Source organism: Pseudomonas ficuserectae (assembly GCF_024584585.1).
Taxonomy (GTDB): Bacteria; Pseudomonadota; Gammaproteobacteria; order Pseudomonadales; family Pseudomonadaceae; genus Aquipseudomonas; species Aquipseudomonas amygdali.
This window is the reverse complement of the sequence record NZ_CP085684.1, coordinates 850,646-877,019: the sequence shown is the minus strand read 5'-3', so window position 1 is coordinate 877,019 and position 26,374 is coordinate 850,646. Positions and strand designations below refer to the sequence as shown.

Below are 26,374 nucleotides of genomic sequence, written 5' to 3'. Positions count from 1 at the left end.
TCACCTCCCGGTCGGGCCAGGTGGTTACCTGCACCTGGAGAACTACTATGTCCATCACCGTAAACCATCTGCCGTCAACTTTGCTGAAGCTGCCTGTTGTGCTGACTCCTACCGCTTGGAAAGAATCGGTTCATATGGAAGCACCATCACACATTGCGGAGGTCGGTACTCGGTTAGGCGAAGTCGTACTCGAAGCCTATCGCGAGCTGCATCTGCAGCCCGATGAGCCACAGATTGACTTCGGCATCTATCGTTTTCTGCCCAACGGGGACCGCTCGGGGCGTCATTGGCTCGAACTGAGACTTCATCGCATTGATGCAGTGCACGGCAATTCGTATCTGTGTATTTCGCTGAGAGATGAACAGCCACTCTACCTTTTCTGATCCAGTTTGCAACTTGCTACCACTAACAAGCCCGAGTATTCGGGCTTTTTTTCGGGGGCCAACTATGCGGCCAGCCCGATAATCCGGAGTAGTTCATGATTACCCTGCCCGGCTATTTGGCCATACGTACCATCAGCGGCCGTAACGGCGAATTCAATGTTGGGCGACTTTCGACGTCCATAGGCGAGTTCGTCATCAAGGACGCACTGCTCGATCAGCATCACGAAGGTAAATATCGAGGCGATTTCGTTATCACTGAAATTCGCCCTTCCTACTACACAAACGGCGGCAGATTAGTGGTCGAAATCCGCGCCAGGCTGGACAGCATGTCATTGGAGGATGTGGCCAATCTGAGCGCAGATGAGGCTGAGAGGCTGTCCAACAATGAAACAGACCCAATAGACGAAGAGGTTTCGGGAAGCTCCTCTCCAACCAAGGCGCGTCGCACCGTTCACACAACGTCCGCACGTTCAGCGACCAATGACAGTGACGCCCCCTTCGGAATGGCGAAGGCCGCACCGCAGAAGCAGTTCACGACAGTTGAAGCTGATGCAGAGCTGTTTGGCACCATCTGGCCTCTTGGAAGTTCAGTCAAGCTCGATACAACGGTAGACCGTCAGCGACTACGGCGACAATGTGTACGCCTTGGCGAGCTCGGCTATGAGCTGGACTTCAAGCTGCAGACCTGGAATCTCAGCACACCTTAATCCTGCTCCAAAGCTGATCATTTCCTGGTAGCAATCGAGCAAACGGTTTTATCCATTCAACACCATCAATCCTGAGGGGCTTCTCCGCCCTGAGGGTGGGTTCCCCTCCTGTTATGGAGGCCCTAATGCCCAACCGCACTCAACTCTTTCGCATAGAAGAATGCCCAGATCTGTACGTCGACGCGTGCGTCTGTGACGAGCAGCGAAACCTGATATTTCTATCAGCCTGGGGCCGCGACACGGCCATGCAGGAGTTTCTGGCCAGGCTAACACTCGGCTCTGCTGAGAATGGCCTAGACCAGTTTCACATCGTCATGAATGACCAACGCATCCCCGTGTTCCCTGATACGGATCTGTTGGAAAAACGCACCACTCGCCAGCTTCGCGGAACGCTTTTCGGCAGCCTGTTGCACTTATGGCTGTTCGATCAGCGTTGCTCGCAGCCGGATCGAGCAAACCATTCTGCTTACGCGCTCATCAATCAAGCCCAAGACCCGTTCGACAGGTTGTGGCCGCTGATCGTAGACACTTGTCCGCTTCCCTTCCTTCCACATTGGCGTGAGCCGGTGATGGAAGTCCTTACTGCGCACAACATGCTGCATCCGCTACCAGGGGCTATTGGCTCAGTGACTGCCTGGCGTTTGTCGCTGCAGCTGGACGTGCTCGAAAAAGCCCTGGGCGAACTCATTCGCGCAGGAAAACTCACCACTGAACTTACGGCGTAGTTCACACCCACTTGTCCAAGGAGCCCATCATGGCTTTGATGTTTTCACGGCTTGCCCGTAATTTTGCACGCAACGGCTACTACCCCACTGACGAACTGACGCTGGAACGCACTCTGCAGGCGTTGGTGCCAGCTTCCTCGGGACGAATGCGGATACTTGATCCGTGTTCGGGAGAAGGCGTGGCGTTGGCTGAGGTCGCACACCGATTGGAGCGCAACCGAACCGAGGCCTATGCCGTCGAGTACGACAGAGAGCGCGCTGATCACTCGAAAACGTTGCTGGACCGAGTGCTGCAGGGTGACTTGATGGACACCATGATCTCTCGACAGTCCTTCGGACTGCTCTGGCTCAACCCTCCTTACGGGGATCTGGTCGCTGATCACTCTGGCGCTTCACAGTACCAGGGTAGCGGCAGACGGAGGCTGGAGAAAGCGTTCTACCAACGATCACTGCCGTTGCTGCAGTACGGAGGGGTGATGGTATTTATCGTTCCTCACTACGTGCTGGACGACGAGCTGTGCGGCTGGCTCACCAATCACTTTACCGGGCTGCGGATATGCGCTGCGGTAGACCGGACGTTCAAACAGGTCGTTATATTCGGAATCAGGGTACGGCGTCAGGATCTGGCAAGACCCCGGGAAGTGGCGGCGATGCGTGAGCATTTGCGGGCAATCGGATCCGGGGAGCAAGCTGCTGATCTGCTACCGGCCACTTGGCCATGGGAGCAATACGCTGTCCTGCCGATCGCCAATGATCTGGAACAATTCTACCGAATCACGCTTGAACCAGAGCAATTCAGTGAAGAGGTTCTTCGTCTGAGAGGCCTATGGCCTGATTTCACGCTGCACTTTGGCCAGACTGGCGCTCAACCGCGGGCCCCTGTGAAGGCACTTTCAAGGTGGCACTTGGCACTTGCACTCGCTGCTGGAGCCATAACCGGTGTAGTGACCTCTCGGTCCGGGCGTGTCCTGGTGCTCAAGGGCGACACTTACAAGGATAAGGTTCCCAAGACCGAATTCACCGAGGACGAGGACGGCAACGTTTTCGAGACACGGATACTGACTGATCGTTTTGTGCCCCGGATTCGGGCATGGGATATGACGCCAGGCTCATCCTACCTCGGGTGCGCACTGACCATCAGCTCAGATGCGACAACACCAGCAGCACACGAAACCACCTCAAACACTGATGCACGTAGTCAGGACGCTTTATTTGAACTGGGCCGTGTGGTGCTCACGCATAGCGTTCAAAGTCTGCTCGAAAACAACTCTCTCGACGTGATGCAGTACCTGCGGCGTCACGCGACGGGCGATTGGGGCGAGATTTCGAACGACGACTGGGACAGCAACCAGCAAGCACTGAGTGCTGAAGGTCGATTGTTTTCCGGGTATGACATCGACGCTGGAGATGAAACCAGACTTTGGATCATCACCGAGGTCGATCGCTCCGTGACCACCATCATGTTGCCGTCGGACTACTGACAGCGCATTACACAAAAAATTCTCTCAACCAACCCGCAGGGTATGCCCAATACCCTTCGTGGTGTCGTGCGTGCCCTGTTTCATTCTCATGTGGAGAAACACCATGAACGACATTACATTGCCAAGGGCCTCGAACCACCTGAAAGCCGATGCTTTAGATATTGGACTCACTGAATTCATCGAAGAATTTGGCGATCAGCTTCTGGAATCTCTCAACCGCTCAAACCCGCCGGTCTATGCCGGCATCGACAATCCGGCTCGGCAGTGGGTGCTGGAGGGCCTCAAACGACAGCCCTTCCCAGCCCAGGCTCAAGTGGTCCAGGCCATTGCCGCGCTTTTGCTCGATCAGAATGAGCAGGCTGGCATCATCAATGCCGAGATGGGCACGGGCAAAACGATGATGGCCATCGCGCTCGCTGCAGTTATGCATGGAGCTGGTTATCGCAGGACGATGGTCATCGCGCCTCCGCACCTGGTCTACAAATGGCGGCGCGAGATCCTCGAAACCATCCCTGACGCTCGTGTCTGGGTGCTCAATGGACCGGATACCCTGGTCAAGCTGCTGAAGCTGCGCGATCAACTGGGTGATACCTACGACGGACGTCAGGAGTTCTTTATTCTCGGCCGCGTGCGGATGCGGATGGGGTTCCACTGGCGTCTGGCCTTTTGGCAACGGCGTGCCGGCGGTGGAAGGAGCCTGGCAGCGTGTCCAGATTGTGGACGTCTGCTCCAGGACCAGGAAGGCAATCTGATCACCGCTGAGGAATTTCAGCGTGAAGAGCGACGTCGACGCTGCGATCACTGTAATGCCGCTTTATGGACGCTGATGCGTCCGGGCAAATCGGATGGCGGCAGCCGCCGCAACACGGTCCTCAAGTCGATGTGTCGCATCCCTACAATCGGACCTGTTCGTGCAGAACGGCTTTTGTCTGACTTCGGCGAAGACTTTCTCGCCTCGATGCTTCTGGACAATGTCTCTGAGTTCATCAACCTGATGGACGCCAAAGGCAATTTCATCTTCAGCGACCGCCAGGCCAAGCGCATGGAGCGTGCGATGGCCAACATCGAGTTCGGGTTCGGCGAGGGGGGTTACCAGCCCACCGAGTTCATCAAGCGCTACCTACCTGATGGGTGCTTCGACCTACTGGTCGTGGACGAGGGGCACGAGTACAAAAACAGTGGATCGGCACAAGGTCAGGCTATGGGCGTGCTCGCAGCCAAAGCACGAAAGACTGTGCTGCTGACCGGCACTCTCATGGGCGGCTATGCAGACGATCTGTTCTACCTCCTGTTCCGAATCCTCACCAGACGTATGATCGAGGACGGCTATCAGCCCAACGCGCGAGGAAGCATGGCGCCGGCGGCGATTTCTTTTATGCGGGATCACGGGGTATTGAAGGACATCTACACCGAGCGTGATGGCAGTTCTCACAAGACGGCCAAAGGTAAGAAACTCTCAGTGCGGACGGTCAAAGCTCCGGGGTTCGGCCCGAAAGGCATTCACCGCTTCGTTCTACCCTTCACTGTGTTCCTGAAACTCAAGGATATCGGCGGCAACGTGCTACCTGGTTACCTGGAGGAGTTCATTGATGTTCCGATGTCTCCAGACCAGGAGGCGGCTCACCGTAAGCTTGCCCAGACATTGACCGTCGAGCTTCGGCAGGCGCTGGCCCGTAGAGATACGACGCTGTTAGGGGTGGTGTTGAACGTGCTGTTGGCATGGCCGGACTGCTGCTTTCGACCTGAGGTGGTGAAACATCCTCGATCCAAAGACACATTGGCTTTCGTGTCGTCGGTCTTCGATGACGATGAGCTCATGCCGAAGGAACAAGCCCTTCTGGACCTATGTCTTGCTGGGGCGAATAGAGAAAACGGAAAAAATCGTACGCTAGCGTGAATTTTGTCAGGTTGAGGTCATAGAAATTGACGGCGATCCGTCAGGAAATACAGAAAACCATCCTAGTCTGACAGGGGGCTGGTGAGCGGTCTGACGCCGGGTTGAGGTGTACTTCAATCGGACACAGTCCAAGCTGCACGAGAGCCTCTCCAATGTCGGCAGTGCTTACCGTACGATTTTTTCCGAATTCTGCGGGTTCCCCATTTCAGTCTAATGGCCGGAATTGTGGTGACGGCCGCTAGGTGTAGCGGCTTGCAATCGAAAACAGCCGCTATTTCCATCATGGCTACCCAGACTATTACTCTTTGAGCCGATCAACCAGTCGTGTCATCAGATCCATGCGCTCATGGAAAATAGCCACGATCAGAGCAGGCGCTCCCTCACGCGGTAGGCAGAAGACGTAATGATGCTCGTACCGCCCCATCCGTAGAGCCGGAAAAAGCGCACTCATGTCTTTGAACACACCCCGGCCATCGGCGAGGTTGGCGATCCCCTGTTCCAACGTAGCGATGTAGCGGCGCACCTGCGCATCGCCCCATTGCTTACGGGTGTAGCGGACGATGCCCCGCAGATCGGATTCTGCCGCAGCGGTGAGAACGTAGCCGGTCAAGCGCTGCCCTCGATCAGTTCTTCATCGAGAATTTTGCTGATGCTCTTGGCAGACACATTGCCGGTAAGTCCCTCGTGAATACGTGCGCCGAGCAGGGTTCTCAGTTCTTCCCATGCCTGATTGGCATCAGCATCGCCCGGAAACAGTCTTTCCAGCGCATATTGCTTGATGGACTTGCCCTGCAAGGCAGCCAGCGCTTTCAGGCTTTGGTGCTGCTGGTTTGTTATGTCGATGGTTAAGCGACTCATGGGATAACCTCCAAGACTACACATTCCCACATTAGAACATATGTGCTAATGGAGCAGGCGGTTATACATGGTTACATTGACGCAGGTTGTCGTAAAACACCTGTTTGGCGTCAATTCGCACCAGTACTCGCTTCCCGCCCATGACGGAAATTTCTGGGATTCCGGCTTACCGAGCGATCAGCTCAAGATGACCGTTTGTAGTACTGCAGTCCTTCACCTTCTTTCCGTCGATCCGGCACATGCAGCGGAGTCAAACAGAAACTATTGGGCTTGTGCTCAATGGGGAAGCCCTTGTAGTACGATTTTTTCCGAATTCTGCGGGCTCCCCATCAAGGTCCGCGACGAGCTGGCGCAACCTTAGTCGGTCAAGGCCAATGGCGCTGACCTACTCATCGTCACGAAGCACCCAGCCCGCTTTTGAAAAAGCCCACCGGCTCAGGAAGAGGCTATCAAGGGGGTCATCGAGTTGGCACCCTCTGCTGTGACAGCGTCACTTGCGGTGTGCTGCTCACGCCTGCACGGAATTTTGCGGCGTCTTTGCGATTGTTTGGTTGGGATTTGAAAGCCGGAACCGTGATTGCCAAGGCCGGGACGTTCTCCTCCTCCCAGTCGTCGATATCGTCGCACTCTGGCGGCGAAGGCACGAGTCTGAAGGCGTCTTGCGCGGGCGCCTGCACTTCTCGCTGGTCAGTCAGTGGGGCACCCTGAAGCTGCAGCGCATAGCCGTGCTTGTAAAGATCATGGAATTGCTCCTTGAGCCTGAAGGTGTCAGGCGTGTGGAACTGGATCTCCCAGAGCGCGCCTTCGGGACTGCGCATAGTGACATTGACCGCTTTAAAGGCTGGCTTGTGCTTGGCAAACAGGTTGTTCAGCTTGACGCGCACATGGCCCTGATCGTCCAGCGAGGCCAGCACACCGCGCAAGCCAGCGGTGAAATCCTGCGGATCCAGTACTACGCTGTAGCGCAACGCATCGTTCACGCCGGCCACGGCTTCTTCCAGGGTCTTGTTTTTCACAGCCATCTGCTGCTTTAGCTTTTCCTTCAACGAGCCGACCGACTTCAGTTGATGGTCCATGCCCGCCAGTTGCCCAGCATGGGACTCGGCGACGCGCCTCAGCATGTGAGTGACCCTAGGTTCCATCTCGCGAGCACGCTTCAGTAAGCTCTGCGCCTCAAGCGCAATGTCCTCTGGCTGCACGGCGCGCAAGCGCTCGGCGGGCGGTGGCGGTGGGTCGATCAGGTCTGCTTGCTGCAGCGAGTGTAGCGCGTCTTGCATGACGCCCGCAGCCATCGTCGGCATGTTCTGCAGGTCCATCTGGGTCTGCTCGGCGTCGAAGCGACCATCGTGCATGGCCCGGGCAGTCACCTTGCCATACGGTACGCTGCGAACCCGATCAGCGAACCCTCGCTCGGATCGTTCGCACGACTCAACGATCTTGGCGAACAGCGCAGTGCCGGTGTCAGACTTCAGCGCATCGGTGCCCACCTTGATCGCGATGGTGAAGAGGTTGCGCATGCTCAGTTCCGGCTCTCCAGGGATGAGCCCCGGTTGCCCTGCCGGGAATTGCGCGTGCGAGAGCCTGCACACCGGGTAGTTGTCGATGATGGCGTGAATCCGTGCCTCAGTATCAGGCGCAGCAAGGTACGCCTGGGCGAGGCGTGGGAAGGCCTCGCCCAGCGCATCCGGCAATGGCGGCATTTCGGCACGCGATGATGCCCCCGGCTCCAGTCGAAGCAGTTGTGCATGCAGGAGCTCGGCGGCTTCACGTGCCTCGGGCAGGTGGGCGCGCCCGATGGCGTTGTATGCCTGGTTGCGCAGTTCCGTCAACACCTGAGGATCTCTGGCTTTGCTGTCGAGTGCTACACGTAGACCGTTACGCAGGTCGCGCTCAATGCCGTCATAAGTGCCGAACATCATATTGCGCGCCATTGCCTCACGCAGGTGGTCAGGCTGCGCCATGAAGCGCGCTGCCAAGGTGCTGGCCGCCCCCATGATCTGGCCGCCACGTTGCAGAGACATGATCTCGGACAGCCGCCCCGCCTGGTAATGGCCGTTGTCAGGATCAATGGCCGGCGTGGCCGTTTTCGGCGGCTTGAAGGAACGTGGCTGGCCGCGGCGTACCTCGCGATCGGCCATCTCGCGCGAAATCAGCGCGGCCAGCTTGGGGTAGCCCGCGTACACGAACGCGTCGTCGCCGTCGGTGTCCATGTTGCGCTTGCGCAGTTCCGGGATAGGCAGTGCGCCCATGCGTCCGGGCTCCACGATGTCCTTGAGCCGCAGGCTGCCGGTGGTGAGCATGTCCTGCGGCACGGCACTGCGGTCGCGACCGGTCGTCCAGCGCGATAAGGTCTTGAGGTCCTCCTTCGAGCAGGCCAGATCCATGTCCGCAAAATTGGCTGGCCAGTTCTTTGATGGCACCACGATGAGCATGCCCTTGCTGTGCAGCATCTCGGCGTCGCTGCCCGATCCGTCGTCGAAGCCAGTGTAGCTGTACTGGATACCAAAGGACTGCGAGAGGAATTCGGCGGTGGCGTCGCTCTGCGCCACTGTCGCGACGCGTTCTTCCGGCACGGGCAGCAGGTTCTCCTTGTCATAGGGCGGCTTGCCGATCAGCAAGGCGCCGCCTGCGGCGTCGAAGGTCTGGCTGCGCTCGCTCGGTAGGTGCACCTTGTCGTCGGCAGCAGGCACCGCCCTGACTCTTTGGCCCTGGTAGCCGCCGCTGGTGGCCAGTTCGTATAACGTGAGTTGACTCAACTCCGACGGCAGCGCCTGCAACCGGCGCTGCATCGCCTCGTGCGCCTCCTGCAGTGCCGCCTCGTCACGTGGGAAGTGCTGCAGCGCCTGCGGTGCCAGCCGCGTGGGTCCCTTATCCTTGGCAATAAGGTCACGCTGCTTCTGGCTGGCCTCACCGGCCTGCACTGCTTGCCAGGCAGAGAAGTACTCACGGAAGGCCGGTATGCGTAGTGCCACCTCCAGCTTCAGGAAGCCGCAACCATCGTTGGGGCACAGCGCCAATGCATGCCCGTCCGGTGCTGTTGGCTTGAACGGGTGCGCAGGGCCGCTGACGTCTTCAAAAAATCCCAGACGCAGTGTGCCCTCAATGACGTGATCGGTCGGCACCATCTCTAGTAGCGAGCGCTGCATCCGCGACCAGTCTTCGCGCTGCGGGGCAAGCTTGGCGATGAGCTGCATCAGGCTACTGCCCGGCGCGGTGTCTGTATAGCGCATTGCCGGCAGCAGCGACGGTGCTCCGGATGTGCCGGACAGCAACTGGGCGGGGCGACTCATGTGGCCTCGCGTGGCGCGGCTGCCGCCGAACATGTCAAAACGCCAGGGTTCGTCCTGGTAGGTGAGCGTACGCGCGAGCATGAACGTCGAAATTGCCCCAGGCAGTTGGACCTCCACCAGCGGCAAGCCCGTCAGCCGTGTAAATAGCGAGTACGGCTTGTTCGTCTCGGTCGCATTGGTCGACACTTCCTTGCCGCGCAGATCGACCACGATGTGGGTCGTGCTGCCGTTGCCGGGTGCCGGAGCAACGGGCTCGCCGGGTGCCGACCGCATGCTCAGGCGCCCGGCGTCAAGGTCGAACTGGCTCGGTGGATGGGCCTGCGTAATCTTCGCTGCTTCCTTCGCCATGCGCAGGTCCAGGGCGTCAAATACGATGTCACCGGCCTCGATCTGCGCGATCAAGTTCCAGCTCATCTCGCCGAGGTCCTCCTCGATGGCCTCGCGTGTCCGCTCCAGCGTCCTGTCAACCCATTTCCCCAACTCTTCGCGACGTTGGCGAATTTCCTGGCGCGAGCCTTCGATGTGGCGCGGCTTGCATTGCCGGCTCACCATGCTGTAAGCCTTGAGTACCTGGAAGAAGGTCAGCGCCGGGCATCGAGTGGCGTATTGTTCGAGGTCGGTCGAAGACGGCGGGACACCGCCGGTAAGGTACAAGTCGATCTTGCGCTCGATGATGGGCTGCAACGTATTGAACACGCGCAATGCGTGCCCCCGATGGCGAGAGGTCAACTCTGGGCTGCGGATCAACGGCAAGAATCCCATGCACAGGCTGCCGAGCCCCTCAAGGTTGGTTTCCCGTAATCCGTTTTCCTGCGCGAGCACCGCAACCCGCTCCAGGGCCGACCGAGCCAGCGGACGCATCTGGCGATGGAGTTGCGCCGATGAAAGGGCCTTGAAGAGCATACCAATGTCTTGCGCGGAGGCAGACTCAAAACGCTCACGGTGCAGCTCCAGGTGCCCGGCCATTGCCAGCAGTTTGGCGCGTCCCAAAATTTGGAACTGTTCCTCATCCAGGTGCAGCAGACGGGACATCGCGTTGGCCACCATGGCGAGCCCACGCATCTCGAACTGCTGCCACGGCAACTCTGCCGAGCCGACGCGTTCGGCGAGCAGCAACACTGCCGAATGACATGCCGGCCTTCCGAGGCATCTGCTCAGCGCATTGAGCGACACAGCCACGTGGTGCTCATCCATGGCTTGTCGCAGATCGTTGTCCTCCGCCAGCCTGCCGGCCAAGACATCGGTAGCACTCTCGCAATTCGCACGTTCGGGCCATTTGCTCAAGGCGTTGAGTGCTTGAGTCACGCCGATATGACTGAGGGCGTTGCGTAACTCGCGATCATTGGCCAGTCGCGAGGCCAAGGCGTCAGCGGAGGCCTGGCTAACGTCCACGTCGGGCCATTTGCTCAGGGCGTTGAGCGTGTTGGCCACGCCTTGCGGGTCGAGGGCGCTGAGCAAGTGGCGATCATTGGCCAGTCGCGAGGCCAATGCGTTGGCCGCGTTCGCGCAATCCGGTGTGTCGGGCCATTTGCTCAGGGCATTGAGCACGTTAGCCACGCCTTGCGGGTCGAGGGCGCTGAGCAAGTGGCGATCATTGGCCAGTCGCGAGGCCAATGCGTTGGCCGCGTTCGCGCAATCCGGTGTGTCGGGCCATTTGCTCAGGGCATTGAGCACGTTAGCCACGCCTTGCGGGTCGAGGGCGCTGAGCAAGTGGCGATCATTGGCCAGTCGCGAGGCCAGTGCGTTGGCCGCGTTCGCGCAATCCGGTGTGTCGGGCCATTTGCTCAGGGCGTTGAGCGCGTTGGCCAGTTCTTGCGGGGTGAGGGCGTTGCGTAACTCGCGATTGTTGGCCAGTCGCGAGGCCAGTGCGTTGGCCGCGTTCGCGCAATCCGGTGTGTCGGGCCATTTGCTCAGGGCGTTGAGCGCGTTGGCCAGTTCTTGCGGGGTGAGGGCGTTGCGTAACTCGCGATTGTTGGCCAGTCGCGAGGCCAATGCGCTGGCGACTGCCGCGCAGTCCGGCGTGTCGGGCCATTTGCTCAGGGCGTTGAGCGCGTTGGCCAGTTCTTGCGGGGTGAGGGCTTTGCGCAAACCGCGCTCGTCGGCCAGCCGTGAGGCCAGCGCGTTGGCGGCGTACTTGCTGTCTGGCGTGTTGGGCCATTTGCTCAGGGCGTTGAGCGCGTTGGCCACACCTTGCGGGTTGAGGGCGTTGCACAACCCAGGGGCGTCGATCAGCCGCGATGCCAGCGCGTTGGCAGCGTCCGCGCAGTGCGGTGTGTCGGGCCATTTGCTCAGGGCGTTGAGCGCGTTGGCCAGTTCTTGCGGGTTGAGGGCGTTGCGTAACTCGCGATTGTTGGCCAGTCGCGAGGCCAATGCGCTGGCGACTGCCGCGCAGTCCGGCGTGTCGGGCCATTTGCTCAGGGCATTGAGCACGTTGGCCACGCCTTGCGGGTTGAGGGCTTTGCGCAAACCGCGCTCGTCGGCCAGCCGTGAGACCAGCGCGTTGGCAGCGTCCGCGCAGTGCGGTGTGTCGGGCCATTTGCTCAGGGCGTTGAGCGCGTTCGCGACGCTCTGCCCATCCATCGCATGACGCAAGCGTCTGTTGCTTGCAAGCATATCAGCAAGCAAGTACGCCATGGATTGGCAGTCCGGATTGTCGGGCCACTTGCTGAAGGCATTGAGTGCCAGGCCGATGTGCTGCGCGTCCAGAGACGATCGGGCAGAGTGGTTACGTTGCAAGTGACGCGCCAGACGAGCCACCGCGCGTTCACACCTGCCGCTGTTGAAGTTCTTGGCGAAGGCGTTCAAGAATAGGACTGAGTGGCGGCCATCCAGTCCCGATAAATCATCTGCCTGATTGAGCTGTCCGGCGATCCACGCGATTGCATCCATGCACGCTTGCTGGTTCGGATGCTTGCTCAGCTTGTTGCCCACATGGGCCAGCTGCGTCAGCGATGCACCGTCAAACCACTTGGTCTTGCAGAGATACTGCGCCGCAACCTCCGTGCAACGATCGAGCTCGCTATGCGTTACGCCTGCCCCTGTGGCGCGCCTTGCACTGGCAATCATCAGAAGGTATTGGTCGAGCCACTGCGCATTGGTTTGCGCGTTGACGCTCTCATCCAGGAAAGGCAGCGCCAGCCCGCAGCCGATGTGACGCGCCAGCGCGTTTTCCTTTGCCACCGACACGCACAAGCGAGCGTTGTGGTTCTGAGGTACTCGGCTGGGGGCACTCAGCCATTTCCGATACCGCTCTCGCTGTTCCTGCAGCTGCTCTTTTGCAGCTGGATCGAGCTGATGTTCGGCCTGGTGAAGATCCGCCGCCGTCCACTCCAAGTCATGCATTGGCCGCTTTGGCTGCCGATACGGCTCTCGCTCTTCCCGAGGTCGTTTTCCTGCCGCCCGGTCGAACGTGTGTTCGGCCAAGCGCGCCTCCCAGCCATGCGTTGTTCTTTGTGGCCTACGATGCGATGACGATGCACTGACGTCAGCGGGCGCTCTGTCATGGGGCCGCTCGGACTTGGTACGATGTCGGTCGGTGATATCGTTGCGCAAGTGCGCGTGAATGGTAGGCTGTTGCCGAGCGTCCCTGTCCCGTGCGCGGCCACCGGCTCCAGGTTCATCCTGCTCCACCCGTCGCCGTTTGGCCGGCTGCCGCTCATTGCAACTGTTGCCGGTACTGGCTTCCGGCTGATCCCCGGTCCGCTTGAGCTGGTCCTCTTCACTGAAAGACCGGTTTGTGCTCAATGCGTTTAGATTGACGTTGGGGATTCTCATGTCTGCAATTAGTCCATCCGAATGTAGTCGTTGTCACGGTTGAGTTGCACTGGGCCGTGTTTCTTGGCGGTCAAGGCGTTGTTTGCTGACGCAATACGACCTTTAGCTCTTGCACCTGATCTTCGTACCGACGCTGATATTTGAGCGAGGATCCGCTCCTCCAACAGGGCCGCCTCAGTGGCGCGTCCAGCCAAGGTGCCGTTTGGCCGCTCACGCCTCGCGTTCGAACTGCAGTGATGTCTCTGCGCGGCTGTGTAATGAGCGAGCCAGCCTCTTGCCGGGCCTGCTGAGCGGTTGGCTATTTTTGCAGCGTTCCTTAAAGAGGTTTTTGACCACTGACGCTGAAGTTATGTAGCCACCAAATTTTCATTAAAAGTGTCGCGTTGTGTGGCCTTTTGGACGGATTTGGTTCCTTGGGAAGGTCTGAAGTAGCCGGATGTTTTCCGGCTACCGAGTCCTCAGCACTTTTCAAAAAACGATGCATGTCGAAATTTGCTCAATTATCTTCGCTTTTTAGCTCTTTCGGCCGCTGCAAAGCCTTTTGCGGTAACCATTTCCTGCATTACACGCGCACCTCTCCTGCGCTCGCCAACAAATGTCGGCGGGCCATCCACAGGTTTGACAGGGCGAACAACGTCACCATCTGCGCGGTGTTCTTGGCCAAGCCCCGAAAGCGCACTTTTTCATAGCCAAACTGGCGTTTGATGACCCGAAACGGATGCTCGACCTTGGCGCGAACCTGGGCCTTGGCCTTCTCGATTTTGCGGATCGCCTTGTACAAAATACTGCGTTTTCCGTGCTTTTTGTAAGTGCTGCGGCGGGCGGCAATCTGCCAAATGACCTTGCGCCCAGCGTGTTCTTCGCGCTTCTCGACCCCGGTGTAACCTGCGTCGGCGCAGACTACGTTTTCCTCGCCGTGCAGCAGTTTGGCAACCTGCGTGACGTCTGCCACATTGGCCGCTGTTACTACCACGCTGTGCACCAGGCCTGACTCGTCGTCGGCGCCGATGTGAGCCTTGGCGCCGAAATAGTACTGGTTACCTTTCTTGGTTTGATGCATCTCAGGATCGCGTTTGCCATCCTTGTTCTTGGTCGAACTGGGCGCGTGAATCAGCGTGGCATCGACGATGGTGCCTTGACGCAACGACAAGCCACGGTCGCCCAGATAACCATTAATTACGCCGAGAATCCCGGTCGCCAACTCGTGCTTTTCCAGCAGACGACGGAAGTTGAGAATGGTGGTTTCGTCTGGAATTCGCTCCAGGCTCAGGCCTGAAAACTGACGCAGGATGGTCGTCTCATACAGCGCTTCTTCCATCGCCGGATCGCTGTAGCCGAACCAGTTCTGCATCAGATGAACACGCAGCATCGCCATCAGTGGGTAGGCGGGCCGGCCACCTTCTCCTTTTGGATAATAGGGCTCAATCAGGGCAATCAAACCTTTCCAGGGCACCACCTGATCCATCTCGATCAGGAACAATTCCTTACGGGTCTGCTTGCGCTTGCCGGCATACTCGGCGTCGGCGAAGGTCATCTGTTTCATCATCGAAAAGCTCGGCGACTGGTGTCCGGAGATTTTGCCAAATTAGGAAGTCTTTTTCAGAGTTTCCCTAACTACTCAGCGTCCGTTGAATGATACTCTTCGGACAGCGTATCGAGCGGATTACCGTGAGCGCAGGAGAGTCCTGCGGCTCCTTAAGTCGGTTCGCTGTTCCATTGCTCCCCGGCCCCCTACGTTAAGCACTGCCGACAGGAGGCATGCCTTCGCGCAACCTGGACTGTGTCCGATTGAAGCTCAACCCGGCGTCAGGCTGCTCACCAGCCCACTGTCAGACTAGGATGGTTTTGGGGAGCCAGCAGAATTCGGACAAAATCGTACGTTATGCCATCGTTTGCGGTTAGATTTTTAGCAAGATCACAATACTTTTCAGAGACTTATGGTTTTTAGGCTTGTCCGTTTGAAGTACACCTCAGCCCGGCGTCAGGCTGCTCACTGGCACCGCGTCAGACGCCGAGGCGTCTATCTCTATGCTCTTAACCTGACAGGTCGAATGCTTAACGTACGATTTTGTCCGTTTTCTCTATCGACCCCTTGCTGAAAAAGCCCGCAACCGCAAGGTTCTGGCCTACTCGGTTTACACGGGTACCAGAGACACCACGAGCCGCATGAAGCGGGTGCTCGAGCAATCGGGACTGAAGGTGGCAGTGCTGCGTGCATCGGTGGACACCGCCAGGCGTGAGGACTGGATCCTTGACCAGGTTGATCGAGGCGTCGACGTACTGATCACCAATCCGGAGCTCGTCAAAACCGGCCTGGATCTGCTCGACTTTCCGACCATTGCGTTCATGCAGACGGGTTACAACGTCTACACGGTGCAACAAGCGGCGAGGCGGTCATGGAGGATCGGACAGAAGCAGGACGTGAGAGTGATCTTTTTCGGCTACATCGGCAGCTCTCAGATCACCTGCCTGCAGCTGATGGCCAAGAAGATCGCCGTATCGCAGAGTACGTCAGGAGATGTTCCAGAGTCTGGATTGGATTCACTGAACCAGGATGGTGATTCTGTAGAGATGGCACTGGCCAGACAACTCATCAACGCTTGACCACGGCCACCTTCGGGTGGCCTTTTTGATGGGTATGGACGAAGCAACGCTGTCCAATCGATTTTCAATTTCGTGATCAATGCTGACGGGGGCTGTTCGATATGATCGGCTTGAAGCCCAATTTCACGGGCCGTACCGGCTCGATAACACAAGCCAAGGGGGCAATTTTAAGTCGGCGATTTAAAACATAGGCGGGTCAGTTTTCGGCCGACGTTGACAGTCTATGACGCACTCAGCTTGGCGTCTGACCAGTCAACACAAACCAACCATCTCCCACTCAGTTATTAATAGGCGGAAAGAGTCTATACAAATCAATATTATAATTCAGACTTAAATCAAAGAACCATGAATAATACCATGCCGAAAAATACATTATTCATGAGACCAAGCCAGCGCCTTACATAGAAATGGCAGCCGGTAGCTGATGCTCCGGGACGGGCGGGCATTAATCTCAATGGCCTTCACGGACAACTTCAGCCAGCACCTCAACTGCATATGACGGATCAGCCTGGAAAACTCTGCTATTGCCTAATCATGACTGCGGCCAATCGAGCCAGTGAATTTTACAGGCCTTCCTAGTGCTAAACCTGATTTTGAGAAGCGATGAAGCAGGAGTAAAGAATATCAGCGAAATCATGCTCGTTGATATCACCAACAACCAAGTCCCTAACGGCATCCGCTATCAAATCATTATCTAGAGTAATTTCATAATCATTGAGCGAAAGGTACTCCAAGCCAACTGCAAGTCCGGTGCGCTTGTTAGCATCAGGCAGTGCGTGGCCTTGCGCTATACTGGCAGTATACTCGGCGGCAATTTCAAATACATCGTCAAGGCCATTATAGGCGATCGCATTATCGATTCGAGCCAGCGCACCTTGCAAGGTCGGAATATTTACCGCCCCCTTCATGCCGGGCTCGGTAGTCAAGATCTGAGTGTTTATCTCAATGACACGTTCAAATGGAAAGAAGATTAATTCCATTACATGTCAGCCAACTTTTTAAAGGTCTTCTTGTGAGTCCTGAGAACGAGCTTGGTTTCTGAATAAACGATCTGCTTACCCGAGTCGCCACCCAAGTCTAGCTTCTTGATGGCTTTAACTTTAGGCCTCTCTACTATGGATACGCCATAGGTGTTCAGCTTGTGGTTCATGACTTTAGTACCCCAAACGGCTTGATCAATTCTGCCCTCAAGGTAGCACACTGAGAGGCAAGATACACCGAGCTGTGGACAGCGTCGTACGCCGCTTGCCGATTAGCATCAGTGCCACGCCAGCGCGCCACATCATCAGTTATTACTGACAGAAAAAGCTTCTACAGCGGTAGTGCGTCGATGCGTTCAATCACGCTGGCCTCAGGCGAACGCGGTAACGGCTCCGATCGGCAGACGCCATACCCGGTGCTGCATCTTGTTGTCGCACTGATAAGGGACGCTCACCCTAGCGTTTGGTGAGGGCGATCAAAGCCGACCTCTTCTGCCAATATCGCAACGACCACAGTGAATGGCTCGGATAGTGATAGCCGACAGACAGGGCGAGAATCGGGGGTGTCAATAGAGTGCGATTTACCTACAGGGAACTTTTTGGAGAAACGATCAACCCTTGAAACCCATTTCGATTGAAAAATGGTTTCCCACTGCCTCGGATCACATTTTTTGCGAACGTGCCTCACATCTTGAGTGAGGTCCTCCATGAAGCTGCCACTGCGCCCTTCTCTTTCCCGCGCTGCCATCCTGCAAATCCTGGCCTTGATCGTCCTGATCGGCATGCTGGTCTACCAGCAGTGGCAGATTTTCCACCTGAAAACAGGTTTTGAGTCAGCTGCAAACCTGGAAACCGTCAACGCCATCACCCAACGCATCAATGGCGTGGATGACCGGCTCGATGCCGCCAGCCAGCTGAAGTCCGTGACCATCGATGATTTCAGGGCCGGCCAGCAGGCACTCTCCAATCGAATCGACGCCGTCCAAGCTCTCGTCAAGCAGGCGCAGGACGCAGCCCAGCAAGCGGCGGCCACGATGCAAGAGGTTGTGGTCATGGGGGCTCGCATCGAGGAGCTGCAGGTGAAACTCCAGGACCTGCGTGCGGCTAAACCAGCATCTGTTCAAATCTCGGCAGCCAAGCCAAAGACTCCACCCCCCTCCCGCAAATCAACAGCACAAAGCAAAGTTCCGGAGGCTCCTCCACCGTTTTCGGTGGTGGGTGTGGAGTATCGCGGAGGCGAACGTTTCCTGTCAGTTGCCCCGCCTGGCAGCACTCAACTGAGTCAACTGAACCTGGTGCGCCCGGGCGACACGGTCGCGGGGAGCAACTGGCAGCTCAACAGCCTGGATGACTCGCGCGCCCTGTTCAGCATCAACGGCTCAACCCGCATTCTGCCCTTGCGCCCTTAGAGGTTCACATGACCGTTTACAACCTGCGAATGTTCACAATGACGGGAGTCATCCTGATCACAGCAGCTGGCATGGCCAACGCTGCGAACAACACCTCCGCACAGTCCACCAGTAGAGAGCACCAGAGCGCCTTGCTGGACAGCCAGTCGCAATCGAGCGACGAGATGCTGGCACGAGACTGGAACCTCAGTCCTCAGGAATGGCAGCGCTATCAAACGCTGATGCAGAGTTCACGAGGTGTGTATTCCCCCGGGCTGGATCCGCTGACTGCATTGGGTATCGAAGCCCGCAATGATGAAGAGCGCCGGCGGTATGCAGAGCTCCAGGTCAAAGCGGAGGCGCAGCGCACGGCAAAAGAGTTGGCGTATCAACGCGCATATGACGAGGCCTTCAAACGCCTCTATCCCAATCTGATGCCCATCGCCAGTTCGGCGTCCCAAGGGGCGACCGCGAGCCCTGCTAACCAGAGCAATGGCCGATTGGCAGTGTTCGTCAAGGACGATTGCCCGGAGTGCTCAGTTCGGGTTGAGGCCCTTCAAGCTCAGAAGCAGCCGTTTGACGTGTACATGGTGGGTAGCCAGAACGACGATGAGCGAATTCGCAACTGGGCCATTGTCTCGGGGATCGACCCTGTGAATGTCAGAACCCGACAAATCACCCTCAACCATGACGGTGGACGTTGGCTTGGCCTGAGCTTGGGTGGCGAGTTACCGGCCGTTGTGCGAGAGGTGAATGGGCAATGGCTGCGTCAGTGACGTGGGCAGGCCTTGCCCTGCTGTGTTTCGCGTTGACAAGCAATGCAGCCGAGCTTCCGCCGCCGGCTTATCAGCTGGCGGCCCACGCCGCGAGTATTCCATCGGAAGTGCTCTATTCAGTTGCACTGCAGGAAAGCGGGGCGAAGTTGCGTGGTCAGCTTGTGCCGTGGCCTTGGACACTGAATGTCGCCGGCGCGGGTTACCGTTTTGCAACCCGCGCAGATGCCTGCACCGCCCTACTCATCGCACTGGTTCAGGCAGGCCCAAAGCGTGTAGACGTGGGCCTGGGACAGGTGAATATGGGCTGGAACGGCCACCGCTTCCATTCCAGTAATCCGTGCGACTCGCTCAACCCCTACAAGAACCTAGATGTGACCGCGCAGATCCTGGCTGAACAGCGAGCGCTCGGCGGTGACTGGATCACCGTAGCCGGACGCTATCACCGGCCTGCCGGCGGCGCTCCAGCCGCCAATTACCGCAAGGCCTTTGCCAAACATCTCAGCCGGGTAACCGGCATCCAAATGCTGGTGACCAATCCATGACCCGATCAGTGATCCTCGGCACAGCGCTCTGCCTGCCATTTATGATCTGCCAGGCTGCAGAGCTCACAGTGGTTGAAGACAAAGGTGGTGACTCAGCGCTGCCTTACTATCGATCTCTCAATCCAGAGCCATCCTCTTCTGTCTCAAATGACCTGACCTCACACCTGAATCCTGTAGCAGCACAGGGATTGCCGGTACGCACCACTCGAATGACTCCAGGATCCGTTCAGGGCCGAATCATCAACGCGCCAGGCATGCAGCCGTTGTTCCTGATAGGGGACGATGAAACATCACGCCGATGGCTCCAGGAGCGCGGCGCGGTGCTTGAACAGATGCAGGCCGTAGGACTGGTGGTCAACGTAGCCACGCCAGAGCGACTTGCTGTAGTCAGGAGCTGGTTGCCCAACACGCTGGTATCCCCCGCCTCTGGCGATGACCTGTCTCAACGACTCGGCCTGAACCACTACCCGGTGTTGATCACCCCAACTGCCATCGAGCAATAGGAGGTTGGGTTATGGCTCATGAATACGCCATCGAATCCCTACTCAGACCCGCCGTTGAGCTGTACACCGTGTACGTGTGCGCTGCCGGTGCTTTTCTATGCGTGTTCGCGCCTTGGGCGTTCGCGCTGACTCCGCTGTTCGGCATCGTGACGGCTGCGGGCTTTCTGGCTTTGGGGTTAGTGCGCCTGAAACAGGCATGGCATGTGCTGCGCTATCGACGAAATATCCGTCGTCTGCCTCATTACACGATGACCAGTAAAGAAGTGCCGGTGAGCAATCAACGTCTATTCATTGGTCTTGGCTTTCGCTGGCAGCAACGCCATACCCAGCGACTCATGGACACTTACCTCCCGCAGTACGCCAGCTATGTGGAAGCCACTCCGTGGTTCCGGGCAGCGCGTCGTTTTGAGGAAAGAGCGGAATTTGCTCCATACCCCGTCCGGCTTCTGGCCAGAGCCACCTCATGGGACGTGCCCATCAATCCCGTTCGACCTCTGCCACCCGTCGGCGGCTTGCCAAGGCTGCACGGCATCGAGCCATACGAGGAGAACGTCTCTCTCCCTTTGAGTGAGCGGGTAGGCCATTCAATTGTTCTGGGCACCACCCGTGTCGGAAAAACGCGCCTGGCTGAATTGTTCATCACTCAGGACATCCGGCGGAAAAAGCACGGCCAGCACGAGGTCGTCATCGTCTTCGATCCGAAGGGCGATGCCGATCTGCTCAAGCGCATGTATCTGGAAGCCAAACGCGCCGGCCGCCTGAACGAATTTTATGTGTTCCACCTGGGCTGGCCGGATCACTCGGCACGCTACAACGCCGTTGGACGTTTTGGCCGGATTTCGGAGGTGGCCACCCGGATCGCTGGCCAGCTCTCGGGCGAAGGTAACTCGGCAGCATTCCGTGAATTCGCCTGGCGTTTCGTGAACATCATCGCAAGAGCCCTTGTCGCTTTGGGCCGTCGACCTGACTATCTGCAGATCCAGCAGCACGTGATCAATATCGAAGGGATCTTCCAAGAGTACGCCTCTAAATACTTTGATGAGGTTGATCCAAAGGCTTGGGAGGCGATCGTCGCCATTGAGGGCAAACTCAACGAAAGAAACGTACCGTTCAACATGAAGGGCCGGCCGTTTCGTGTGGTGGCCATTGATCAATACCTGTCTCAGACGCGCGTGGCAGATCCAGTGATGGATGGACTGCGCAGCGCGGTCCGCTACGACAAGACCTATTTCGACAAGATCGTCGCCTCGCTTCTGCCACTGCTTGAGAAGCTGACAACAGGCCGCATGGCGGAACTGATCTCGCCGGACTATCAGGACGTGAACGATCCTCGACCGATCTTTGACTGGATGCAAGTGGTCCGCAAAAAGGCCGTGGTCTATATCGGTCTGGACGCCTTGTCGGACACCGAGGTCGCCGCTGCCGTCGGCAACTCTATGTTCTCCGACCTAGTCTCGGTCGCTGGCCATATCTACAAGTTCGGTGTCGACGACGGACTACCGGGCGGCGTCCCTGGCACCAAAGTGCCTATCAACCTCCACGCCGATGAGTTCAACGAGCTGATGGGTGAGGAATTCATTCCGATGATCAACAAGGGTGGCGGTGCCGGCATGCAGGTAACTGCCTACACCCAGACCATGAGCGATATCGAAGCGAAGATCGGCAACAAAGCCAAGGCCGGCCAGGTGATCGGCAACTTCAACAACGTGTTCATGCTGCGCGTCCGCGAAACGTCCACCGCCGAGCTGCTGACAAACCAGTTGCCTAAGGTTCAGGTTTTCACATCCACCCCGGCCAGCTCGGCGAATGACAGTGCAACGGGCAATACCGCGTTCACTTCCTCCAGTCATGACCAGGTGCAGCAGGTCAGCGTGCCAATGATTGAGCCCGCGCATGTCGTGGGCCTGCCCAAGGGCCAATGCTTTGCGCTCATGGAAGGCGGCAATCTGTGGAAAATCAGAATGCCTTTGCCAGGGCATGATCCTGATGAGGTGATGCCGGCAGATCTGCAAGCCCTAGCTGAAAGCATGCGTCAGACCTATCAGGTGGGCAAGGTCAACGACACTGGTTGGTGGTCAGCGCCTGGTTATCAGACGCTCAACGAGTCGCTGCCTGCTGATCTGCTCGACGACTTCAAAAAAATTGCTGTAGCTCCCGAGGACGCGGCATGACTCCCGGCGGTTTGAGCGATCGGCAGGGGAGCATCTGAATGGCTGACGTTGCCGATCGTGCGAAACAGCAACAAGACCACGAACAGTCGTTCATAGGATCTCTCTTCACCCTGCCATTCCGATTCGCGGCAGTAATGTTTCTCTCTCTGGGGGGAGCCATCATCGTCGAATGGATCTGCATGTACTTTTTCTGGCCGGAGGCCGGTTGGCAGCACGCTCGCGCAATGCTCGATCATGAACTCAGCTGGCTCTCCAAGGGGTTCCTGCAGAGTGTGGTTGTTCAAGAGCCTGGCCGAACAGCTACATGGCTGGTCCAAACCACGTATGACTGGCTGGTGGTCAAGACTGGGCTTCAGGACTGGGTTCAACACACATCTGATTATGCTGCGACAGGACAACGATCACGCGGTTTCGATATGCGCTACATGCTCGGCGTGGGAGTCAGCAAGTTTCAGGATTATGGCCTTGCGGCTCTCTACACGACACTCGTGTTTTGCGTGCGCCTGGTGATCCTGACCCTCGCAATTCCGTTATTTGTGATGACGGCGTTCGTTGGTTTTGTGGACGGACTGGTGCGCAGAGACTTGCGGCGGTTCGGTGCCGGCCGTGAGTCCAGCTACCTGTATCACAAAGCTCGAGCAACGATGGTGCCGCTGGTGATCATCCCCTAGAGCCTATACCTGGCTTTGCCATTCAGCGTGAGCCCATTGTTGGTACTCCTGCCATGCGCAGCACTGCTTGGCCTGGCGGTCAGCATTACGGCGTCCAGCTTCAAAAAATACCTTTAGGTGCCCTCCATGCAATGGACAGAAGAACAACTGCCAGCTATTCACTCCTTCGCAAAGAAGCTACTGGTCCAGGCATTTGCCGGTACCGGGAAGACTACGACACTCGTCGGTTACGCCACGCATAACTCGTCGGTCAAAATGCTGTACCTCTGCTACAACAAAGCTGTTGAGATCGCGGCAAAGAACCGTTTTCCACGGAACGTGACCTGCAAAACAGCTCACGGCCTCGCTTACGCTGTCTATGGCAGCCAGTACAAACACAAGCAGGCTGGCAATCTGCGTTTGACCGATATCGCCAGGACAATCAATACCCAGGATTGGGAGCTGGCCAAAGACATCGTTTCGACCCTCAATGCCTTCATGGCCAGCAAGGATCTGGAGCTGCTGGAGGACCACTTTGTGCGATTCCAGAGCAACCGCACACTGACCTCGGTCCAGCAACAGTACATGAGTAAAGCGCTCAACCTGACCAGAGACGTTTGGGAGAAGATGGTCGATATCAATGATCGCTCAGTCCCCATGACACACGATGGCTATCTGAAGCTGTATCAGATGAGCCAGCCAGATCTGAGCCATCGTTTCGGTGCGATTCTGCTCGACGAAGGGCAGGACGTGAACCCGGTCATCGCGAACCTGGTCCAGATCCAAACAATAACTCAAGTCACTGTAGGTGATCGGCATCAGCAGCTGTATCGGTTCAGAGGCGCTGTGGATGCTTTAAACAGCCCAGCAATGGGAGACGCCGAGAAACACTTTCTGACTCAGAGCTTCAGATTTGGACCGGCTGTTGCCTACGTGGCCAACGTCATCCTGTCCTTCAAGGGTGAAAAGATCCCCCTCCAAGGCCTGGGACAGCCGACGTTGGTGAAACGAGCCTTACCGGACGATCTACCTCACCGTACCTACCTGCACCGCACGGTGAGTGGTGTCATCGAGAACGCGCTGCGCCTGGTCAACCAAGACCACCGCATGCAGTGGATCGGAGGGATCGACAGCTACTCCTTGCGCGATCTGGAGGACCTGTTCTATTTCAGCCGGCATATGAATGACCAGGTTCAACAGCGCAAATTGCTGAACGACTATGCCGATTACGACCAGTATGTCGTGATCGCGAAGGCCACGCAGGATCCTGAGATGCTGCGCTCAATCAAAATCATCGAAAACTACCCCGACCTGCCCAAACGAATCGAGCAGCTGCGTGCTGCTTCTGTCACCTCGGAGCTCGATGCAACCGTGACCCTCAGCACCGCGCATAGAGCCAAAGGTCTGGAGTGGGACTTCGTTGGGCTTTATGACGACTTTTCTGCGGATCCGCTCTCGCCTGACATCGACGCCGGCAAACGCGACGATGAGCTGAACCTTCTATACGTAGCTGTCACACGAGCCATGAAGATTCTGGCCGTCAACTCGCTGGTGATCGACATCATGCAACGCTTCAAGGACATGAGACAGAACTCAAAACATTGATGCGCCGCGCCCTCCCAGCCAGCTACCTTTTAAAACGTAAGTCATCTTCGGTCAGTGTGAAGAACTCGGGTACTACATCGGTATGAGCAACAACATCATCGAGGCTCATATATTCCCAATCAGGTGTATTGCTGGCATCAAGTGTGACGATGGCCCACGACCCTTCAGAAGAGATTCCAATGCCAGGCGCGTAGTGTTCGACCCAAGTAAATTGCTCAAGAACTTCGTACATCGAAGAAAACGCCTTGGGTAAAGCCCGCTCGGTATGAAGGCGATGAATCACACCGCTGATGATCTCTTCGATGTCATTCGTGACAGAGGTACCGTCATAGTCTCGCAACTGAGCGATCAAACCGAACAGCATTCCTCCATCGGTGATACCCACACGTACAAAGCAAGCCCCCGACGCGTAATCGCCCTTGTATTCAAATCTTCGATAGTCAATCGTCCGCACTGCACTTGTCCTTCTAGAACAAAATTTACGTAACGCAGCTTTTCCCCATCTTCTAACGAACATCTCACTGCAGGTTACATTTTCCAACCTTGAGGTTTATCGTTGCAACTGGCTGTTGCAGCCTGAAGACACACCTGATTCATCATTCCCTGCCTGGCATTTGGTACTTATGACTACATTTGAATACACCCAGACCTTCGTCCCCCTTCCCTATAAAACCGTGACCAGCGGCGTGCTGATGTTCAAGTCAACGGACGACACTACCGAACCGGACATCCACGGATATTTGAGCAACCCTGAAACGCTGGCCATATTGAATCGCCACGGCAGAGAAGGATGGGAGCTGGTCAGCGTTCAGCCGATCAATCGTGGCCACGAGCGTTTTGGTAATCAAAACGCCCAAGCCTGGGCGGTTGGGTATGCAATCAGTACCGGGTTCCTGTTCTTCTTTAAACGCAGCATTGTCACACCGACCCGTTTGGATAAACCCTCTCAGACCTAAAAAGGGTTTCGTACTGATTCAAACCGAGCCCTTGGTCATGCTGTGGACATAGATTCCTACAGCTTCCAGGGCCCGCGACGTGAACTTCAATCCCCCCGCGCTCAGATCAACGTCTTCACGTGTGCAGATCTGCTTGACCGCAGTCATGCTGTGCATACCCCTGCTGTTTTCCGCGCATGCCGGAGCAGCCGGCACGGCTTCTGAACAAGCCAATGTGGAAGTCATGATTCGTCAGCTCAACGCGCTCGAGGCCGTTGCGCAACGCAGTGTCGATCTTCCACAAGACCCGGCCCAACGCTATCACCTGGACTATCCCAGATTGGTCAGCGACATCGCGCGCATCCGCCAAGGTTTGCAGGACTACCTGTCGCCCTCCCGCGCACAGCCCCGCGACCCCGTAGACATTTCCGGCCAGTACAACGTCAGCGGTGATCACACGCCATGACGATGTCTTCCACCCAGACCAGTGCCTTTCAGGCCGCTGCCGGCTTTTCACCGGCCAACAGCAACACGCTGTGGACCGGAATTGCAGTGGGGATCCTCCTGCTGTGGGGCGTCTGGGTGTTTTCAAGCATTTATCGCGGCTGGGCTACCCGAAACCTGGCAGCTCCGGCGGCGGCAGTCGCTGCCGCTCGCTGGGCGGTGCTGTTCATGATCATGACTTTCATGTTGTTGAGTTGATCTTTCCAAGGAGATAAAGATGACGCTGCTTTCATTGTTCACCCAGGCACGTACCTTTTTGAAACATCGGCCTTATCCGGTCCTGCTGATGGCTGCCACCCCCGGTAGTAGTTTTGCAGCGCTACCGGGCGCCCAAGCCCCCACGCGTGGCACCGGGACCAGCTTCCTGCAGACGTTCCAAAACTATGCCTTCGACGGTTTTACTCTGCTCGGCTTATGCCTGTGCGCGTTCGGCATCATTCTGGTGGGCCGACATGCCCTGGGCGTCTATCACGAAATCCACATGGGCAAGGCCAAATGGGCCGATCTGGGCAGCACCGCTGTCGTCGGCGTCTGCTTGATTGGTGTCACGATCTACCTGGTCACCACCGCGTCCAACATCCTTTAAGGCGGTGAGGCTTGC

Annotated in this window: 20 protein-coding genes and 3 pseudogenes; 17 read left to right on the top strand and 6 right to left on the bottom strand. The window is 57.2% G+C overall.

The features are described from left to right. The first annotated feature begins 47 nt into the window (after window positions 1-47). The 5 genes and pseudogenes from LJU29_RS03940 to LJU29_RS03920 form a co-directional block, all read left to right on the top strand. A complete protein-coding gene (locus tag LJU29_RS03940; RefSeq protein WP_019741156.1) occupies window positions 48-383 on the top strand; it encodes a hypothetical protein in 336 nt (111 codons plus the stop codon). 95 nt (window positions 384-478) lie between these two features. Then, window positions 479-1,090: a DUF3275 family protein gene (locus LJU29_RS03935; protein ID WP_019741157.1), complete on the top strand. Its 612-nt coding sequence runs from the start codon at window positions 479-481 to the stop codon at window positions 1,088-1,090. Between the two features lie 125 nt (window positions 1,091-1,215). Continuing rightward, window positions 1,216-1,815, top strand: coding sequence for a hypothetical protein (locus LJU29_RS03930; protein WP_003319068.1), 600 nt, complete (start codon window positions 1,216-1,218; stop codon window positions 1,813-1,815). A 29-nt stretch (window positions 1,816-1,844) separates the two neighbouring features. After that, complete coding sequence (locus tag LJU29_RS03925) at window positions 1,845-3,296, top strand: DUF6094 domain-containing protein (protein WP_019741158.1); 1,452 nt, start codon at window positions 1,845-1,847, stop codon at window positions 3,294-3,296. 103 nt (window positions 3,297-3,399) lie between these two features. Further along, a pseudogene (locus tag LJU29_RS03920) lies at window positions 3,400-5,181 on the top strand (SNF2-related protein); the annotation flags it as partial. A 310-nt stretch (window positions 5,182-5,491) separates the two neighbouring features. Here the strand turns inward: LJU29_RS03920 and LJU29_RS03915 are convergent. From LJU29_RS03915 to LJU29_RS03900, 4 genes are all read right to left on the bottom strand, one after another. Continuing rightward, complete coding sequence (locus tag LJU29_RS03915) at window positions 5,492-5,803, bottom strand: type II toxin-antitoxin system RelE/ParE family toxin (RefSeq protein ID WP_053486599.1); 312 nt, start codon at window positions 5,801-5,803, stop codon at window positions 5,492-5,494. Further along, window positions 5,800-6,051 carry a type II TA system antitoxin, ParD family gene (locus LJU29_RS03910; RefSeq protein ID WP_004643047.1) on the bottom strand — a complete coding sequence of 84 codons (252 nt, stop codon included), beginning with the start codon at window positions 6,049-6,051 and terminating at the stop codon, window positions 5,800-5,802. The genes LJU29_RS03915 and LJU29_RS03910 overlap by 4 nt, the downstream gene beginning before the upstream one ends. A 458-nt stretch (window positions 6,052-6,509) precedes the next feature. Beyond that, window positions 6,510-13,115, bottom strand: a complete 6,606-nt coding sequence (xopAD, locus tag LJU29_RS03905) for a XopAD/skwp family type III secretion system effector (RefSeq protein ID WP_257111682.1) — start codon at window positions 13,113-13,115, stop codon at window positions 6,510-6,512. A 562-nt stretch (window positions 13,116-13,677) separates the two neighbouring features. Continuing rightward, window positions 13,678-14,658, bottom strand: coding sequence for an IS5-like element ISPsy2 family transposase (locus LJU29_RS03900; protein ID WP_054078085.1), 981 nt, complete (start codon window positions 14,656-14,658; stop codon window positions 13,678-13,680). Window positions 14,659-15,206: 548 nt separating this feature from the next. Between LJU29_RS03900 and LJU29_RS03895 the strand changes: the two are divergent. Then, window positions 15,207-15,719: pseudogene (locus tag LJU29_RS03895) on the top strand (helicase-related protein); the annotation flags it as partial. Window positions 15,720-16,300: 581 nt separating this feature from the next. On the opposite strand, the gene LJU29_RS03890 reads toward LJU29_RS03895, so the two are convergent. Continuing rightward, window positions 16,301-16,699: a type II toxin-antitoxin system death-on-curing family toxin gene (locus LJU29_RS03890; protein WP_257111681.1), complete on the bottom strand. Its 399-nt coding sequence runs from the start codon at window positions 16,697-16,699 to the stop codon at window positions 16,301-16,303. Window positions 16,700-17,406: 707 nt separating this feature from the next. On the opposite strand from LJU29_RS03890, the gene LJU29_RS03880 reads away from it, so the two are divergent. The 7 genes and pseudogenes from LJU29_RS03880 to LJU29_RS03850 all read left to right on the top strand — a co-directional run bounded on the left by LJU29_RS03880 (window position 17,407) and on the right by LJU29_RS03850 (window position 24,334). Then, window positions 17,407-18,108 carry a hypothetical protein gene (locus tag LJU29_RS03880; protein WP_257111680.1) on the top strand — a complete coding sequence of 234 codons (702 nt, stop codon included), beginning with the start codon at window positions 17,407-17,409 and terminating at the stop codon, window positions 18,106-18,108. An 8-nt stretch (window positions 18,109-18,116) separates the two neighbouring features. Then, complete coding sequence (locus LJU29_RS03875) at window positions 18,117-18,863, top strand: TIGR03759 family integrating conjugative element protein (protein WP_257111679.1); 747 nt, start codon at window positions 18,117-18,119, stop codon at window positions 18,861-18,863. Then, window positions 18,848-19,405 (top strand): lysozyme family protein, encoded by a 558-nt coding sequence (locus tag LJU29_RS03870; RefSeq protein ID WP_257111678.1) that lies wholly within the window; start codon window positions 18,848-18,850, stop codon window positions 19,403-19,405. Before LJU29_RS03875 ends, LJU29_RS03870 begins: the two co-directional genes overlap by 16 nt. Continuing rightward, on the top strand, window positions 19,402-19,908 hold the full coding sequence (locus tag LJU29_RS03865) for an integrating conjugative element protein (RefSeq protein ID WP_054068164.1): 507 nt from the start codon (window positions 19,402-19,404) through the stop codon (window positions 19,906-19,908). Before LJU29_RS03870 ends, LJU29_RS03865 begins: the two co-directional genes overlap by 4 nt. Window positions 19,909-19,919: 11 nt before the next feature. Then, window positions 19,920-22,079, top strand: coding sequence for a type IV conjugative transfer system coupling protein TraD (traD, locus tag LJU29_RS03860; protein WP_257111677.1), 2,160 nt, complete (start codon window positions 19,920-19,922; stop codon window positions 22,077-22,079). A 38-nt stretch (window positions 22,080-22,117) separates the two neighbouring features. Beyond that, window positions 22,118-22,867: pseudogene (locus LJU29_RS03855) on the top strand (TIGR03747 family integrating conjugative element membrane protein). Between the two features lie 9 nt (window positions 22,868-22,876). Further along, window positions 22,877-24,334 carry a UvrD-helicase domain-containing protein gene (locus tag LJU29_RS03850; protein WP_134930870.1) on the top strand — a complete coding sequence of 486 codons (1,458 nt, stop codon included), beginning with the start codon at window positions 22,877-22,879 and terminating at the stop codon, window positions 24,332-24,334. A 22-nt stretch (window positions 24,335-24,356) separates the two neighbouring features. Here LJU29_RS03850 and LJU29_RS03845 read toward each other — a convergent pair whose 3' ends face one another. After that, the gene (locus tag LJU29_RS03845; RefSeq protein WP_019741562.1) at window positions 24,357-24,788 is read right to left on the bottom strand and encodes a hypothetical protein; all 432 of its coding nucleotides are present in this window, start codon (window positions 24,786-24,788) and stop codon (window positions 24,357-24,359) included. A gap of 169 nt (window positions 24,789-24,957) precedes the next feature. On the opposite strand from LJU29_RS03845, the gene LJU29_RS03840 reads away from it, so the two are divergent. The 4 genes from LJU29_RS03840 to LJU29_RS03825 all read left to right on the top strand — a co-directional run bounded on the left by LJU29_RS03840 (window position 24,958) and on the right by LJU29_RS03825 (window position 26,359). After that, complete coding sequence (locus LJU29_RS03840; protein ID WP_019741563.1) at window positions 24,958-25,290, top strand: DUF4177 domain-containing protein; 333 nt, start codon at window positions 24,958-24,960, stop codon at window positions 25,288-25,290. A 79-nt stretch (window positions 25,291-25,369) separates the two neighbouring features. Further along, the gene (locus tag LJU29_RS03835; protein WP_074801173.1) at window positions 25,370-25,735 is read left to right on the top strand and encodes an integrative conjugative element protein, RAQPRD family; all 366 of its coding nucleotides are present in this window, start codon (window positions 25,370-25,372) and stop codon (window positions 25,733-25,735) included. Next, window positions 25,732-25,971: a TIGR03758 family integrating conjugative element protein gene (locus LJU29_RS03830; RefSeq protein ID WP_005740038.1), complete on the top strand. Its 240-nt coding sequence runs from the start codon at window positions 25,732-25,734 to the stop codon at window positions 25,969-25,971. Before LJU29_RS03835 ends, LJU29_RS03830 begins: the two co-directional genes overlap by 4 nt. 19 nt (window positions 25,972-25,990) lie before the next feature. Beyond that, window positions 25,991-26,359, top strand: a complete 369-nt coding sequence (locus LJU29_RS03825; RefSeq protein ID WP_003347754.1) for a TIGR03745 family integrating conjugative element membrane protein — start codon at window positions 25,991-25,993, stop codon at window positions 26,357-26,359. Window positions 26,360-26,374: the final 15 nt, after the last annotated feature.